Genomic DNA, 15,087 nt, shown 5'->3' on the forward strand with positions numbered 1-15,087 from the left:
AGCGATCATTTTATGAGTTTTGAAGTAATACCTATATGGGGTTATCTCTTATCATAGAATACCGCAAATCCTCGCCGCAAAAAAAGGTGATGACAGTGACGCAAACCACGCAAAGTCCGAATATGACGGGACATACCCAAACGGGTAATGCCGCCAAAAATTTTGAAGAAAAACAACAACGTCTTGCAGAAGGCAGCGTTCAGCCTGTGATGCTATCGGGCGCTGAAATGCTGGTACAAGCGCTGACAGACGAAGGTGTCAAATATATCTTTGGTTATCCAGGCGGTGCCGTTCTACACATCTATGATGCGCTGTTTCAGCAAGAAGCCATTGAGCATATCTTGGTGCGTCATGAGCAGGCGGCAGGACACATGGCAGATGCTTATTCACGAGTTACTGGTGAGACGGGGGTTGTACTGGCAACCTCAGGACCTGGTGCAACCAATACGGTTACCGCTATTGCGACAGCTTTTATGGATTCAGTACCGATGGTCGTGATTTCAGGTCAGGTGCCAAGTAGCCTAATCGGTGAAGACGCTTTCCAAGAAACGGATATGGTGGGGGTATCACGTCCGATCGTTAAGCATAGCTTCCAAGTGCGCCATGCTAGCGAAATTCCGATGATTGTCAAAAAGGCATTTCACATTGCACAGTCTGGCCGACCAGGTCCTGTCGTTATTGATGTGCCAAAAGACATGACTGCGCCTAGTGAAAAGTTTGCCTATAAATATCCAGAAGAGGTATTTATACGCTCTTACCAGCCTTCGCTCAAAGGCCATAGTGGTCAGATCAAAAAAGCGGTCGAGACATTATTATCTGCCCAGCGTCCTGTCGTATATGCAGGTGGCGGCGTTATTTGGAGCAATGCTCACGAAGAGTTGACTGATCTGGCTCACCGTCTTAATTTACCAGTGACCAATACATTGATGGGTCTTGGTGCATTTCCTGGCTCTGATCGTCAGTTCCTAGGTATGCTTGGTATGCATGGTACTTATGAAGCCAACATGACTATGCATCATGCCGATGTTATTTTGGCAGTGGGTGCGCGTTTCGATGATCGCGTCACCAATAATGTCAAAAAATTCTGTCCGAACGCGACGATTATCCATATCGATATCGATCCTGCGTCGATTTCAAAGACCATCCTTGCGCATATTCCTATCGTTGGCGATGTAAAATCTGTCTTAACCGATATGCTAGAGATCGTTGGAGAAGATAAGCAATTAGAGCAACACGCATTGCTCGATTGGTGGTCACAAATTAATGAGTGGCGTAAGCGCCATGGTTTGCGTTATGACACCAGCACAGATAATGGCATTAAGCCACAAAGTGTCGTACAAGCTCTAGATAAAGTGACTAACAGTAACGCTATTATCACAAGTGACGTCGGTCAGCATCAGATGTTTGCAGCCCTTTACTATACTTATAATGAGCCTCGCCAATGGCTGAACTCAGGCGGCCTAGGTACGATGGGCGTTGGCTTGCCGTATGCCATGGCAGCCAAGCTTGCTAATCCAGAGCGTGATGTGGTGTGTATCACAGGCGAAGGCTCTATTCAGATGAATATCCAAGAGCTGTCAACTTGCTTGCAGTATGACTTGCCAGTTAAAATTCTAAATTTAAATAACGCACAGCTAGGTATGGTGAAGCAGTGGCAGGACATGCTATATGAAGGACGCCATGCACAGTCTTATATGAACTCCTTGCCAGATTTTGTCAAATTGGCTGAAAGCTATGGTCATGTTGGTATCAAGATTACTGACCCTGATACGATGGAAGAGCAGTTGGCTGAAGCGATGGCCATGAAGGACAAGTTGGTATTTATCGATGTTTATGTCGATCGTAATGAGCATGTATATCCGATGCAAATCGCTGGACAAGCCATGCGTGATATGTGGTTAACAAAAGGGGAGCGTACCTAATGCAACAACAACATCTGATTTCGGTATTGATGGAAAACGAAGCGGGTTCGTTGTCGCGTCTAGTCGGTTTGTTCTCACAACGTGGCTACAATATCGAAACGCTCAACGTCGCGCCTACTGATGACCCAAGCATTTCACGCTTGACCTTAACGACCATTACCTCACCAGAAAGAATTGAACAAATCACCAAACAATTGCATAAATTGATTGAAGTAGTTAAAGTGCATAATCTGACAGAGAATGTACACGTTGAGCGTGAATTGATGCTCATCAAAGTACGAGCAACTGGCAGCGTACGTGAAGAGGTGAAACGCAGCGCAGATATCTTCCGTGCGCAGATTGTCGATGTGAATGCCAACTTATATACGATTCAAATCGTTGGTGACAAAGCCAAGCTTGACGGTTTTATCGATGTGCTTGGACGTGACCGTATTATGGAAGTGGTTCGCTCGGGTGTGATTGGTATTGCCCGCGGTGAGAAAACCCTTAGCACCTAGAATTAATGCCCAAATATCCTATTTTATTGAAGAACTATTTATCTAAATCAACAAAGCGCTTATCTTAATCACTATCTTGATTACAGTATAAGCGTCTACTATCCATGGTAAGCCATGATTGAGGACAAGGACTCTATTTATGAACGTTTTTTATGACAAAGATTGTGATCTATCCATTATCCAAGGTAAAAAAGTGGCCATTATCGGTTATGGTTCACAAGGCCATGCGCACGCGCTTAACTTACAAGACTCAGACGTTGATGTAACGGTTGGTCTACGTGCCAACTCAGGTTCATGGAAAAAAGCTGAAAACGCGGGCCTAAAAGTTGCTGAAGTCGAAGAAGCGGTAAAAGCTGCTGACGTCATCATGATTTTGACGCCTGATGAGTTCCAAAAAGAGCTTTACAACGATGTCATTGAGCCAAACATTAAAGAAGGCGCGACCCTTGCATTTGCCCACGGTTTTGCTATCCATTATAACCAAGTAGTGCCACGTAGCGACCTTGACGTGATCATGGTAGCACCAAAAGCACCAGGTCACACCGTACGTTCAGAGTTCACCAAAGGTGGCGGTATCCCTGACTTAATCGCCATCTACCAAGATGCTTCAGGTCAAGCTAAGCAATTAGCATTATCCTACGCTGCTGGCGTTGGTGGTGGTCGTTCAGGTATCATCGAAACCACATTTAAAGATGAGACTGAAACCGATCTATTCGGTGAGCAAGCGGTTCTTTGTGGCGGCGCGGTTGAATTGGTAAAAATGGGCTTTGAAACCCTTACTGAAGCAGGCTACGCGCCAGAAATGGCTTACTTTGAGTGTTTACATGAGCTAAAGCTTATCGTTGACTTAATGTATGAAGGCGGTATCGCTGACATGAACTATTCAATCAGTAACAACGCTGAATACGGCGAATATGTCACTGGTCCTGAAGTCATCAATGAGCAGTCACGTGAAGCCATGCGTAACGCGCTAAAACGCATCCAGTCTGGTGAGTACGCAAAAATGTTCATCTCTGAAGGTGCAACCAACTATCCATCAATGACAGCTCGTCGTCGTAACAATGCAGCGCATGAGATCGAAACCACAGGTGCCAAATTGCGCGCTATGATGCCTTGGATCGGTGGTAACAAAATCATCGATAAAGACAAAAACTAATTCGATACTACTTAAATAGAGTATTTGGTAGTTTATTAAGTAACCCGTGTTATCACCTGATAGCACGGGGTTTTTTATATCCTACTTTTGACATAGGGTTACACCGCTATATGTGTTGGTTGAAAACCAGTAAAAACTGCCCAATATAGGCAGGCATCTTCACATTAGCCAGTGGGCTTTTACTGTGCTTATTTATCTTTGATTGATCAAAGTAGATGAGTCCTCATTCATATTTTCTATAGATTACAGGTTGTATGTTGTGCAAATATCTTATCCAGACTGGCTAACGCCGCAATTCGTGTATATTACTCTTAGCGCTGTCGTAGCAGTTTTAATTTGGATAGAAGGAGAAATGCTTAAGAAAACCGATGGTAAACTGCCTAAATCTAAGTTTTTCCAAATCAGCTCAATCTTAGATACCATCTGGTTCTTTATCTCTGTTGTTGTCCTATACGTGATTGATTTGGCACCGCTCGCGATTGCTGTACCTGCCGCTTATGGCATTTACACGACCTTTGGTTGGGTCTACGGTACGCGACTACTAAAGCGCAAAGGTATCCCTGACTCTCCTAAAGACTTGGTCATACCGGCCAAATATATTGCTTATAGTCAGTCGTTTTCGTTGATATTTTTTGGGCTATGTTTGCTTGTATTAAGTTCACCATGGTTACCGATATTGCAATAGGTAATGAATGAGTTTTTGGCCTATAAGGGTCTGTCTTGTCGTATTTAACGATGGCTTCGTAATTGTAGCCTAATATTCATATGTTGGAAATTTATTCAATATCAATATGATAACGGCAAAAATGCTAGCTATTTTGATAGGTTCTAATAGCTGGAATTTATTTACAAAAATCATCAATTTAGACTGTTACCTGTATAGAAAACTGTTATAATCAGATTGTACTCAAAGTATTTGAGGTAAAAAATTCAGGTTTTCTCTTAGATTATTTGCAATTTTGAACCGTAGCGTTCAGCAAAAGATGCATGGGTATATATCAATTAATCGGTGATGATACAAGTCTCGCCAACAGTTAAAGAGTCAGGAAAATTTATGTCAGATAAAGTTGAAGGCACTGTAAAGTGGTTTAATGAAGCTAAAGGTTTTGGTTTTATCGCTCAAGACAACGGCGGACAAGACGTATTCGCTCACTACAGCGCTATCCAAGGTAGCGGTTTCAAAACGCTAGCCGAAGGCCAAAAAGTGTCGTTCATCTTAGGTGAGGGCAAAAAAGGTCCACAAGCTGAGCAAATCGAAGCACTATAATCTCTTTGCTGTTTGGGCACACTGATGTTTAGTAGGCTTGATGACAGTGAGAGTGACGATTATGCATAAAATTTTTGTTTATAAAAACAATAAAAATACTGTTTAGACTTTAAAAAAAAGCAACCTCTTATCAGGTTGCTTTTTTTATGCTTAAGTTATTGATTTTATTAGTTGTTTATAAATGACGTTAAGATTTGGTAGCCGTTTTGGTAGCCAGTTGCTTTAAATTTTAGCTATTGGTAGCCATAGGGCGGTGTAATGGTTCATGGCTTTGTGAGTAGTGACCGCGGCTTAAGTAACTTTTACGCCTGAGCGTTTCTGAAAGTTTTAGGGGTTGCTTTTTGTTTGCATGGGGTTGAATTGTGGAATGCTGCACGCGCTCAATAATGGCACTTAAATGCGTGCGTATTTCGTGCGTTTCTGTGCGTTTGGTAATTCACCCCCATTGGGGGTTATCTGCTCAATAGGTTTCTACGCATTATAAAAAGGCGTTTACCTGTCCGAAAAGTCGCTTATGCTGCCTCGTGTTACTTGTCTTGAAACTACCAATCACGGGCAGAATATGCCTCGTGCGCGTACTGTTCCATAAACTAGCCCTTAACGTGTCCAACAATACATTTTTAGCCCCTCTTACGATGTCCGAAAAGTCCCTTACGATACCTGTGCATAAAGTCCCTTTTATGGACTCAAAGAATTACCCTTAGTTGATTTAGAACAGTCCGAAAACAGTCCTTTTTATGGACTCCAAAAACTACCCCAGTCCTTTTAAATCACTCCGAAAAACTATCCCTTTATGGACTCCGAAAACCCTGTAATTGGCGCTTGCCTCGCGTACGCGCGCGATACTTGTCCGTTAATTAGCTAAGCCCTTATGCTGCATGGCTTTGTGATATTCGCAATGATGGGTGGCTGCCTTTTCAATGTTAGCATTAGCGGCGTGTGATTTGGTTTTGAATGTAAGGTTTTATAGGGTTTTGGGTTCAGGTTTTATCAGGTACTAAATGACAAGTTTTGACAAGTCGGTACTGCCTGCCAATATAGTAAAAATTAGTAGTTTGCCGTTGTACTGGTCTGCTTTCAAAGTGAGGTTTTATGAGGTTCTAACCTGTAGTTTTCTGTAGTCGATACTAGCTACCAATGTCAACAAATGACAACATGCAAGGCAGGGTAGATTAATTTTGAGCGCCAGTTTTGATTAGGTTCTAACGTGTCCGAAAACCTTAGTTTCTTTACACTATAAAAGGGCTTGGTCTGTCCATTGAGTACCACTTGTTTAGTTTTAAACCTTAACATTTATTAACATGCTGGCATGTCATCAAACTGTTTTGAATGTAAACAAATGACAACATGCGGCACGGTGTCTGTTTATCTAAAACCTTAGGGTTTCCTTAGGTTGTTGAGCATTATAAAAAGACGTTCATACACCAATTAATCATAAAATTATTGCTACTACCTCTAACTTTGCACTGCCAAAACTGACATAACCCCTCAAAAGACACAAAAAAGGGCGCTATTTATTAATAATGCCCTGATATTGCACTGCCAAAACTGACGAAACTAAATAAATGTTTTTAGGTTTGGATTGATAAAGTAACGCTCTGTCGGTCTGCCCCCTTGTCCCGTGCTTTCCACCTGCTTGTAATTGAGCCAGTCATATTCTATCAGCACATCAAGCGCGGTCTGTATGGCATTGTCATCATTTAGCCCTTTCCAGTTCTTGCGCTTAAGACTTCGAGCCGTAAAGCCATAACTTAGCCAGTTGGTTTTGTCGGTTTTGTCACCTCCTTTTTTAACCATCTCTAATATTTTATTTGATAGTAAAGACGCTTTGAGGTGTGAATTATCAGTAATGCAGCTATAAACTCTCAGCATGTGCGACTCCAACATATCGCCCCATGCAATCGCTGCTTTGAGTGCGTCAAGGCTAACCCCTCCTAAACGTCTGCCTATTTCGATACAGTCCACCAGATGAAAGATGAGGGCTAACGCTGGTATCAGTCTGCCATACTTGAGCAAGTGCTGGGTTATTACGTCATGTTCTGCCTCATCAGCTTTGTTCTGTAAGTTGTTATACCAATCCATAAACACAGGATAGGCATTACTATCAAAACGAAAGTATGGGCGCTTGTAATATTCGTTTGGCTCATGTGCCCCGTAACTGACTAGGCTATCAGTATAAAGGTTGTCCATTGACTCAAACAAGGCATAAACGGCGTTACGGCTGTCCTTGTCCACGGCTATATCGTTCTCCTTTGCCCGTGCTATTGGGTCTGGGTAAACCATCATTTGAAAGCGTTGCATGAGTCCGTCATTGCCTAACCCTCGCATGGTTTTCTCTAAATACATTTCGAGCTTATCAGGCTGCAAACCACCAATGACAGACAAACAATGATTTTCAATGAATAGCGAGCCGCGCCCTATTCTGTCCACCATTGCGCTGCCTGTACCGTTAAAGCCCTCTAAATAAAACGCGCGTTTTTCTTGTTCGCCCTCCTTATCAAGACTGGCTAAAAAGCCTGACAGCTCATCACGAAACTGTAGTACGCCATTATTGTTCTCGTTCTCAATTTCGCCCAGCTTTTCCATAGTAATATCGCCTACCATGTGTCGGCGTGGTGTAGGGACGTTGTTATCTTGCGCCTTACTCTCTGCTATGGCGGCTGCCTTTTGGTGCAAGTCATCAGGTGTTATAGGGTTGTCCGTGTCATCGGCTTGGGTAGCGAGCTGCTTAGCCATTTTCTTGAGTGCGTCATCGTCTGCCTTTGCTTTGCTGTCGTTGATAAGCTTTTGCGTTTCATATTCTTGTTTAGCGAGTTCATGAGCTGCCCGTGCTTTGCTGGCAAGATTATCAATCGGTTTCATTGCGGCGGCGATTGAGGGACTTTTCTTACTTGAGGGTTGCCCAATGACTGCACCCCACAGGTTTGGCACTATGTCCCAGTCGTCATAGCGTTTAGGCATGATAGCTACCTTTGTACCAACAACACTACCCAATGCCACAAGCAAAGGCACTGCTACAAATTCCAGCGATACGTTGAGCCGTTCGGCGCTGTTCATTGCATAGTTGTAAAGCGGTTCAGGTAGCATGTTCTTGGTTATGCTGGTCACTGGTGGCAAGGTGTGATTGATTGGCTTTGGCTTTGCCCAGTCTGCAAGCTCCAAGTCGATTATCTGGGTATCATCAAAAGATAAGATTTCAGCATAACTTTTGCCACACTCAAGATGAGTTATCACACCCAATGGGGCTATAACTACTTTGACGTTGCACCCTGCAAACTGTTTTTTAACCTTGTCCTTGTGCTCAATGCTTGGGAATATCGTTACTTGGGTGTCGTGTGCAAAGTGCTTAACCGTATCAAGGAATAGGTACGGCGTTGGACTCACTGCTACTATGATTTTCTCATGTGCAAAATGCTTAGCGAGCATTACACCATCTTGATAATTATCAACGATGACAAGTTCATAATCATTTTTAGGTGTGCCAAGAAATAACGCGCATGATTGGCTTGTGTCAGTGACAAACGGCAAGCTGCTATCATTTGGCGTAAAGCAAACAATACTGATTGCCTCTATAACTCTATTATGTAATATTACTCCTACTGTTCCCGTAGTTTGCTGCTTTACCCCTGCATGTTCGCCTGTGGTCGGTGCGATTTCATGTTGAATGTCTAACAAACTATTGGGTTCTAACAGGTGATAAATATCAGTTAGCAGTTTGTCACCTTGTAATGTTTGCTCCGTTGCTGGGCTGTGGTCGCCCAAAACAGTAGTTACGCCCGTGTTGGTCGCATGGGCGTTTTGCTGTGTGGTAGTCATTTTTTACCCCTTGCTTGCGTCTGTTTCGGCTGGCGTGTGGCTCTATACTTTTTGTAGTAGCTTTTACGCTTGGCGTGCTTACGGCTTTGCTTTGGTGGGTAGGTTTTCACTATGCTACCTCCTCAACAATAAAAACCTTTGGATTGTTTGGCTGGCATGCTACCAGTGAGAGTAGCAAGCCAATACCTATCACCCATGCCATAAAGATGATAAATCTCAGTAGTAAGCCGCGTTTATGTGGCTCATTGCGATTGTGTGCTCCGTGGTCGGTTGTTAGGTCATTTCTGTTATCGTTGCTCATTTCTTACGTCCTCCACGTTAAAAGCGATTTCTGCTATTTTTACAGATAGATTTTTTAGCGACTCTACTTGTCGGCTGCCTGTAGGTAACAAGCTGCCTAACATCTTGATTTCAAGCTCTGCAAGTTCTGTCATGGTATTAATAATGGTTACATTGGCGTGCAAGGTAATGATGAGCTGGTCTATAAAGTCATCAGGTATCATCAACATGCCCTCATTTTTCAGCCCGTCCATGACTTCGTTTATAAAATCGTTATCATTCATGGTCTATTGCCTCCGTTTGGTACGGTAATGCGTGTTCACAAAACATGTCACTAACAATACCTGCCAGCTCGCTATTGGCATAAAGTGCGGCTTTGACTGCCACAAGTACGCCTTGACTAACATCGTCTTTTGTATTGATAGCATCTAGCGCGGTGGCTAAGTGGTCAGTATCGCGGTAAATGTCCTGTATGCGGTCATTCATAAGACGTAAGTAAAGGCTATCCACAGTTACTAGGCGCGGTTCTAAAACATCATTGGACTGGGGCATGTGCTGCTCCTTTGCTGTCGTTGCTGTCGGTGTGCTCAAGTTCTAGCAAGGTTGCCTCATCGAGCCAATACAGGCTAAAACGCTTGTCATTGTGCGTCACCATCTCGCTTTGAATGACTAACCCCGACTTTCTAAGCTCATGTATGCGTTGGGCAAGGCAAGTAATGCGGTAAAGGCGATAAGCGTCCCAAGTGGTTATTGATGAGCCTGTCATTAAGTGCGCTCTTATAATGTCGATTTGGGTCTTGGGTGTTTGCTCATTGGTAACGGGTGCGGTTGCTGTAGTGGTCATCGGTTACACCTCACTGTCAGTATGTTGGCTATCAATAAATGCCAGAATGTCGCTGTTCTTGAATAGCAAAATGCCATTGACGTTTGACGGCTTGATAAACTTGCCAGCTTTCCACCAACGGCGTAACGTTTGATGATGAATGCCTAAGATAGCGGCGGCTTGTTTGATACGCATTTGCCCGTCTGGGTGAATTGCTGGGGGTGTCTGTGTGTTGTCTGTTGCTGGGGTCATGCTATTAACTCCTAATGATTGCCATTGATTGGCGTGGTCTGGAGTTAACAGATTAGATTTGTTTTTAGATAACAAAAACCCCCTAAACCTAGCGGTTACGGGGGTTAACGAGGATTGATAGCGTTTAAGGATATTATTTTTTCATGGTTAGGGTGATTTCGCTGGGCGCATTCTTTGGGGTTCTACCTGATTTTTTAGCATGAGGCGGCGCAACTTCTGCTAGCCATGTTCTTATAGTTTCGTCCTCGCTAGGTAGTAAGTCATAATTAACCTTAATCATAATTGCTTTGACTTGCTGCACCATGTCGCCCGTTCTAATAGCCTCGCTTTTATCCAATGACCAAAGATAATCAGCGATTGCTTTGGCGCTACTTATGAAAATAGGCTTTTCAATATTTAGCTTAGCAATTCCTTTTAATTCATCAATGCTATCAGGCGCATCTATTTTATTGCTTAGCTGCTCTTTGAACTCTTTAATATCAGCTTCTGCTTTCTCAAGCTGTGCCTTGAGTTCTTTTATCTCGTTTTGGTTCTGCCTGTAAATATCACTAGCTTTGTTCAATCTAGCGTTGAGTTTGTCATTCTCAGCTTGGGCGCTTTCTAATTTTGTGAGTAGTTCGCTGTCTTGTGCTGTAGGCTCATCGCTGACAGAAACGGGCGCAAGTGAGGCTATATAGCCGTCCAGTTCACGCTTCGAAAATCTGATTTCGTCCGCTTCAATATGTGATAGCCTACCTTTTTCAGCATCGTTCAGCCCGTTGGGGTTTTCATAGAATAAAAACAATCCATCATCATAATCTGCAAATTCTGCGGTTTTCCTTTCAATAACTCTATAAATCTTGACCCCGTCACTTGGTAGTTTCATATAGTCATCGTAACCACAAATTTCCTCAGTTAATAACCTATAAGTGAAGTAAGCAGCAATAACTTCTGTATGTAAAACTCCCTGATAATCTAATTCGCCCACATAGCCATGGTAATAAAAACAAGGTGTAATTTTCTTTTTCCTAGCTAAGTCTCTCAATTTAGTATTATCAACAGATAGTCCACTTTCATTATTAGGATTAATATTAGTATTGATTAGCTGAATTGTCTCACTTAACGTTAAGTAGTCATCTTCACGATTTTTTTTGTGTTGAGTAATGTCGTAAGTCCGCCCGTACACATCATGAACCATATCGTTAGCGGCTTGGCTTCCCTTGAAAATACCGTGTTTTGTGATTGGCTCAAATGCCATTACATCGGATTTTTGAAAGTAGGTTATATTGGCGTCATTACCTAGACCTAGAAAATAACCATTATAAGGCTCAAAATTATAACTTTCGTCCATATAAAGTAGGGTTAGATGTTCGTCAATATTATGAGCATCAAGATATTTGACTACCTCATCAGGTGTGCTATTGGTCGCATTTGCCATAGTATTTATAACATCTGCTACTAGAATATAATCGTCCTTTCTAGCCTCTAACTCTTTAATTAAAACACTCATATTTACACCCTACACCCTTAAAAAAAGTAGGAGTGAGGCGCTGACAGCATAAGGGTGTAAATTGCTGTCGTTCGGTTCATGACTACCTAGCCTCACAAGTGGAATGACAGCCCTTGAGCTGTCAAAACTGGTTAAAAACTGTCTAATATGGGGGTTTTGTCAGTTATGGCAGTGCTGTTTTAGGCTTGTTTCTCTTTTTTACTCTTAAAATCAGCATGAATAACGTTATCAAACTTGCCAGCCTTAATATCGTCTAAATAGTTCGCCCATTTGGTCATCATGCGCGTTCTATCCTCTATTGCCGTCATGCGGTTGTATGCTTTGCCGTACTTATTCAGCATTGCATGACCTAGTGCCAGTTCGGTGATTAGCTCATCATAGCCCAGTCGCTCCATTAGCATGGTTTTTGCACTGGCTCTAAAACCGTGGGGGCTGTGAATGTGTTTGTAACCTTTGCCGTCATTCATTAATTCACTGTTTAACACCTTGTTAACTTCTTGCATGTGGTGATAGGGCGCTTTTTTGCGTCTGCTATTATGGAATACATGTTTTTGTTCGCCTGTCAGTGGCTGCATACGCTCTAATATAGCCATAGCTTGCGGTGCTAATGGTATGACTATGCTGTCCACCATGTCGCCCCGTCCTTTGCTCTTTTGCGGCTCTAAATGCCATTGTTTGGCGTTCAGGTCAATGTCTACCCACTGCATGGCGCAAGCGTCACCAATGCGGACAAACGTTAAAGACAGTAGCTGTAATATGCTTTTGTTATATAGCTGGCGTGCATCATCTAACTGGTCAATGTCGTTTAGCAGTTTGGCAAATGCGGTAACGTCATTGCTTAATGCTGGGCGGTGTTTGACCTTGTGATTTTTAAGCGTTCCCTGTAGCTCGCTTGCTGGGTTGTACTCAATAATCATATGAGCTTTGGCAATCTGTAAGATACTTTTTAGTAATGTTCTTACTCTTAACCCTTTGTAAGTGTGCTTTTTTTGAATACCATTAATAAACTTGATAACGATACTAGGTGTTATGTCTGTAACTCTCATATGCCCTAGCTGACTTTCAATCGGTTTTAGCAGTTCTTTATTCTTGTTAATAGTGCCTGTAGATAGGTTTTTGCTGTCTTGAATATCGCGCCATTCATTGATGAAGTGCTGCAAGGTGTTTTGGCGGTCTGTTATCTCTTTTTGCTTGGCATCGGCTCTATGCTCTATTGGGTCTATACCCTTAGCTAATAACTGCATGTTGTCGCTGTGGTATTGACGGGCATCGGCAAGGCTCAACGCTGGGTACTGTCCTAGCGTCATGTATGGGCGTTTGCCTGTAATGGGGTGGGTGTAACGGTGTCTAAAGTCGGCGGTAGCGTCTTGGCTATCTTTATGCGGTCTTATGCGTAGCTCTAAGCCTTTATAGCCTGAAATAGGGTAGTTGGCTGTCTTAGCAGTCTTGATAGTGTCTTTGATTGCTTTCTTGATTTGAGTATCAGTTGTTAGGTCTGCTTTAGCCATTGTCTTATTACCTTTATTTGGTAGCCAGTTTGGTAGCCATTTGGTAGCCGTTTTTACGTTTGCACTAACGTTATCACAAGTGATATATTAGCAGTAAAGGCTAGTAAAATAAAGGGTTTGGGGTTATCAGGTTTTATCAGGCTTTATCAAAATATGACCTCTTATCAGGTTGCTTTTTTTATATCATTTTATCTGAAGTAGCGTTTGATTGATTTTCTTAATAATTATCAGTTCATAATAGGTACTGACTCAATAATAAATAAGGCTCTATTATGAAATGGGAAACTTGGTTTTCAATTGACTGGCAACAGCTGTTAGGCATTTCATTGTCTGCGGTGGGTTTCTATATAGGTTTGATGCTTTTTACCCGACTGATGGGTCTGCGCAGCTTTTCCAAACTATCAAGTCATGATTTTGCTATGACAGTTGGTATTGGTAGTATATTAGCGTCGACGGTATTGGCTGACAAGCCGTCTCTGTTGCAAGGACTGTTTGCAGTTGCCATGTTGTTTTTGATTCAAGGTGCTATCTCAATAGTGAGGCGCAAGATTAAACCTCTAAAAGCGCTGATAGACAATCGTGCCATCATACTCATGGCACATGGCGAATACTTCTCAGATAACTTAAAAGAAGCGAATCTTACGACCAGCGATGTTCAGGAAGTGCTGCGCAAAAATGGCATCAAAGCCAAAACTGAAATATTTGCGGTCATTATGGAGACGACAGGAGACATGAGCGTCATCAAAAACAATGATGTAACTCCTGACTGGGCGTTGTTTGATGACATACGTGATAGTGAGTTGTTAATGAGCTCTAACAAAGACAGCGACATATAGCTGTTGGGTTCTTCGCGACTACTATTAGTTAAACCCTAGGAAATAAATAATAACAAAATATTAAATAAACATACCATTGAGAGTGCTATAAAGAGGAGGACTCTTAAGGCTATTGTCAAAGAAAAATCACTAGATTACGTGCTTATAAACTATTTATTATAGAATAGTGACAAATTTATGACGCATTATTCACGGCGTTGTCTTGACCTTATCTGCAGGCTGACGCAAGATACATAGGTCTGATAAGAACGGTTGGCTTAGCTTTAGCAGATTTTATCCGTAAGAAGTGCAATGCTAATATAATTTCGAATATTGGCGTATTTTTCTTAATTAGTTATACATCTGTTGATATAGTAATAACCTTGAGTAGTATTTTGAACGACGATTTGAACCACAACGAAAATTTGGTTCTTAACTGATATTTTTTAATTCATAACATTAATAAACGAGGAACGTATGAAAGCATTAGTAGCGGTCAAGCGTGTCATTGATTATAACGTAAAAGTACGTGTAAAAGCCGATAACTCTGGCGTTGATCTATCAAACACCAAAATGTCGATTAACCCTTTTGACGAAATCGCAGTAGAAGAAGCCGTTCGTCTAAAAGAAGCTGGCGTCATTGATGAAATCATCGTCGCGTCTATCGGTCCAAAAGAGTCACAAGAGCAAATTCGTGCAGCTCTAGCATTGGGTGCTGATCGTGGTATTTTAGTCGTGAGTGACGAAAAACCATATCCATTGCAAGTTGCCAAAATTCTAAAAAATATCGCTGAAACAGAAAGCACTGATATTATCTTGCTGGGTAAACAGGCGATTGATGATGACAATAACCAAACGGGTCAGATGTTAGCGGCATTGATGGGTATCGGTCAGGGTACGTTTGCATCAGAAGTGAAGGTTGAAGGTGACAAAGTCAACGTCACGCGTGAAATCGATGGCGGTCTGCAAACCGTTGCGCTTGATTTGCCAGCAGTCATCACAACTGATCTACGTTTGAATGAGCCACGTTATGCGAAACTGCCTAACATTATGAAAGCGAAGAAAAAGCCGCTTGATGAGAAAACGCCAGCAGATTTCGGTGTCGATATGGCGTCTAAGCAAGAGATTATTAAGGTCGTGCCACCTGCTGAACGTAAAGCTGGTATTACAGTAGGGTCAGTTGATGAGTTGGTTGATAAGCTAAGAAACGAAGCAAAAGTCATTTAATTTTTCAATGATTAGATACTTCGCTACGGCATATCC

At 42.3% G+C, this 15,087-nt stretch carries 15 protein-coding genes; 7 read left to right on the forward strand and 8 right to left on the reverse strand.

Annotated elements, in window-relative coordinates; translation table 11 throughout:
* The first annotated feature begins 89 nt into the window (after positions 1 to 89).
* From CUR83_RS03775 to CUR83_RS03795, 5 genes are all read left to right on the forward strand, one after another.
* Complete coding sequence (locus CUR83_RS03775) at positions 90 to 1,922, forward strand: acetolactate synthase 3 large subunit (RefSeq protein WP_212564547.1); 1,833 nt, start codon at positions 90 to 92, stop codon at positions 1,920 to 1,922.
* Complete coding sequence (gene ilvN, locus CUR83_RS03780; protein WP_071003178.1) at positions 1,922 to 2,419, forward strand: acetolactate synthase small subunit; 498 nt, start codon at positions 1,922 to 1,924, stop codon at positions 2,417 to 2,419. Before CUR83_RS03775 ends, ilvN begins: the two co-directional genes overlap by 1 nt.
* A gap of 139 nt (positions 2,420 to 2,558) precedes the next feature.
* Positions 2,559 to 3,575: a ketol-acid reductoisomerase gene (ilvC, locus tag CUR83_RS03785; RefSeq protein ID WP_058025375.1), complete on the forward strand. Its 1,017-nt coding sequence runs from the start codon at positions 2,559 to 2,561 to the stop codon at positions 3,573 to 3,575.
* A gap of 352 nt (positions 3,576 to 3,927) precedes the next feature.
* The gene (locus CUR83_RS03790) at positions 3,928 to 4,260 is read left to right on the forward strand and encodes a hypothetical protein (protein WP_227517147.1); all 333 of its coding nucleotides are present in this window, start codon (positions 3,928 to 3,930) and stop codon (positions 4,258 to 4,260) included.
* A gap of 369 nt (positions 4,261 to 4,629) precedes the next feature.
* On the forward strand, positions 4,630 to 4,842 hold the full coding sequence (locus CUR83_RS03795; protein WP_071003179.1) for a cold-shock protein: 213 nt from the start codon (positions 4,630 to 4,632) through the stop codon (positions 4,840 to 4,842).
* A 1,557-nt stretch (positions 4,843 to 6,399) separates the two neighbouring features.
* On the opposite strand, the gene CUR83_RS03800 is transcribed toward CUR83_RS03795, so the two are convergent.
* The 8 genes from CUR83_RS03800 to CUR83_RS03835 all read right to left on the reverse strand — a co-directional run bounded on the left by CUR83_RS03800 (position 6,400) and on the right by CUR83_RS03835 (position 13,009).
* The gene (locus CUR83_RS03800; protein WP_071003181.1) at positions 6,400 to 8,658 is read right to left on the reverse strand and encodes a YfjI family protein; all 2,259 of its coding nucleotides are present in this window, start codon (positions 8,656 to 8,658) and stop codon (positions 6,400 to 6,402) included.
* A gap of 109 nt (positions 8,659 to 8,767) precedes the next feature.
* Complete coding sequence (locus CUR83_RS03805) at positions 8,768 to 8,959, reverse strand: hypothetical protein (RefSeq protein ID WP_071003183.1); 192 nt, start codon at positions 8,957 to 8,959, stop codon at positions 8,768 to 8,770.
* Entirely contained in the window at positions 8,946 to 9,221 is a 276-nt protein-coding gene (locus tag CUR83_RS03810) for a hypothetical protein (protein ID WP_071003185.1), read from the reverse strand. The genes CUR83_RS03805 and CUR83_RS03810 overlap by 14 nt, the downstream gene beginning before the upstream one ends.
* The gene (locus CUR83_RS03815) at positions 9,214 to 9,489 is read right to left on the reverse strand and encodes a hypothetical protein (protein WP_071003187.1); all 276 of its coding nucleotides are present in this window, start codon (positions 9,487 to 9,489) and stop codon (positions 9,214 to 9,216) included. The genes CUR83_RS03810 and CUR83_RS03815 overlap by 8 nt, the downstream gene beginning before the upstream one ends.
* Positions 9,473 to 9,781, reverse strand: a complete 309-nt coding sequence (locus CUR83_RS03820; RefSeq protein WP_071003189.1) for a helix-turn-helix domain-containing protein — start codon at positions 9,779 to 9,781, stop codon at positions 9,473 to 9,475. The genes CUR83_RS03815 and CUR83_RS03820 overlap by 17 nt, the downstream gene beginning before the upstream one ends.
* Positions 9,782 to 9,784: 3 nt before the next feature.
* Entirely contained in the window at positions 9,785 to 10,012 is a 228-nt protein-coding gene (locus CUR83_RS03825; protein ID WP_071003191.1) for a helix-turn-helix domain-containing protein, read from the reverse strand.
* Positions 10,013 to 10,145: 133 nt separating this feature from the next.
* The gene (locus CUR83_RS03830; RefSeq protein ID WP_071003192.1) at positions 10,146 to 11,501 is read right to left on the reverse strand and encodes a coiled-coil domain-containing protein; all 1,356 of its coding nucleotides are present in this window, start codon (positions 11,499 to 11,501) and stop codon (positions 10,146 to 10,148) included.
* Positions 11,502 to 11,680: 179 nt separating this feature from the next.
* Positions 11,681 to 13,009: a tyrosine-type recombinase/integrase gene (locus tag CUR83_RS03835; RefSeq protein WP_284719106.1), complete on the reverse strand. Its 1,329-nt coding sequence runs from the start codon at positions 13,007 to 13,009 to the stop codon at positions 11,681 to 11,683.
* A gap of 272 nt (positions 13,010 to 13,281) precedes the next feature.
* Between CUR83_RS03835 and CUR83_RS03840 the strand changes: the two genes are divergently transcribed.
* Together CUR83_RS03840 and CUR83_RS03845 are read left to right on the forward strand one after the other, a co-directional pair.
* Complete coding sequence (locus CUR83_RS03840) at positions 13,282 to 13,845, forward strand: DUF421 domain-containing protein (protein ID WP_240365360.1); 564 nt, start codon at positions 13,282 to 13,284, stop codon at positions 13,843 to 13,845.
* Between the two features lie 456 nt (positions 13,846 to 14,301).
* Entirely contained in the window at positions 14,302 to 15,051 is a 750-nt protein-coding gene (locus CUR83_RS03845) for an electron transfer flavoprotein subunit beta/FixA family protein (RefSeq protein WP_212563821.1), read from the forward strand.
* Positions 15,052 to 15,087 lie beyond the last annotated feature (36 nt).

Source organism: Psychrobacter pocilloporae, assembly GCF_029872915.1.
GTDB classification, from domain to species: domain Bacteria; phylum Pseudomonadota; class Gammaproteobacteria; order Pseudomonadales; family Moraxellaceae; genus Psychrobacter; species Psychrobacter pacificensis.

Excerpts from the sequence above, each read along its gene's own strand:
- CUR83_RS03820 (WP_071003189.1), bottom strand. The coding sequence starts at position 9,781 with ATGACCACTACAGCAACCGCACCCGTTACCAATGAGCAAACACCCAAG.
- CUR83_RS03775 (WP_212564547.1), top strand. The coding sequence starts at position 90 with ATGACAGTGACGCAAACCACGCAAAGTCCGAATATGACGGGACATACC.
- CUR83_RS03800 (WP_071003181.1), bottom strand. The coding sequence starts at position 8,658 with ATGACTACCACACAGCAAAACGCCCATGCGACCAACACGGGCGTAACT.
- CUR83_RS03845 (WP_212563821.1), top strand. The coding sequence starts at position 14,302 with ATGAAAGCATTAGTAGCGGTCAAGCGTGTCATTGATTATAACGTAAAA.
- CUR83_RS03830 (WP_071003192.1), bottom strand. The coding sequence starts at position 11,501 with ATGAGTGTTTTAATTAAAGAGTTAGAGGCTAGAAAGGACGATTATATT.
- CUR83_RS03810 (WP_071003185.1), bottom strand. The coding sequence starts at position 9,221 with ATGAATGATAACGATTTTATAAACGAAGTCATGGACGGGCTGAAAAAT.
- CUR83_RS03835 (WP_284719106.1), bottom strand. The coding sequence starts at position 13,009 with ATGGCTAAAGCAGACCTAACAACTGATACTCAAATCAAGAAAGCAATC.
- CUR83_RS03815 (WP_071003187.1), bottom strand. The coding sequence starts at position 9,489 with ATGCCCCAGTCCAATGATGTTTTAGAACCGCGCCTAGTAACTGTGGAT.
- CUR83_RS03840 (WP_240365360.1), top strand. The coding sequence starts at position 13,282 with ATGAAATGGGAAACTTGGTTTTCAATTGACTGGCAACAGCTGTTAGGC.
- ilvC (WP_058025375.1), top strand. The coding sequence starts at position 2,559 with ATGAACGTTTTTTATGACAAAGATTGTGATCTATCCATTATCCAAGGT.
- CUR83_RS03805 (WP_071003183.1), bottom strand. The coding sequence starts at position 8,959 with ATGAGCAACGATAACAGAAATGACCTAACAACCGACCACGGAGCACAC.
- ilvN (WP_071003178.1), top strand. The coding sequence starts at position 1,922 with ATGCAACAACAACATCTGATTTCGGTATTGATGGAAAACGAAGCGGGT.
- CUR83_RS03790 (WP_227517147.1), top strand. The coding sequence starts at position 3,928 with ATGCTTAAGAAAACCGATGGTAAACTGCCTAAATCTAAGTTTTTCCAA.
- CUR83_RS03795 (WP_071003179.1), top strand. The coding sequence starts at position 4,630 with ATGTCAGATAAAGTTGAAGGCACTGTAAAGTGGTTTAATGAAGCTAAA.
- CUR83_RS03825 (WP_071003191.1), bottom strand. The coding sequence starts at position 10,012 with ATGACCCCAGCAACAGACAACACACAGACACCCCCAGCAATTCACCCA.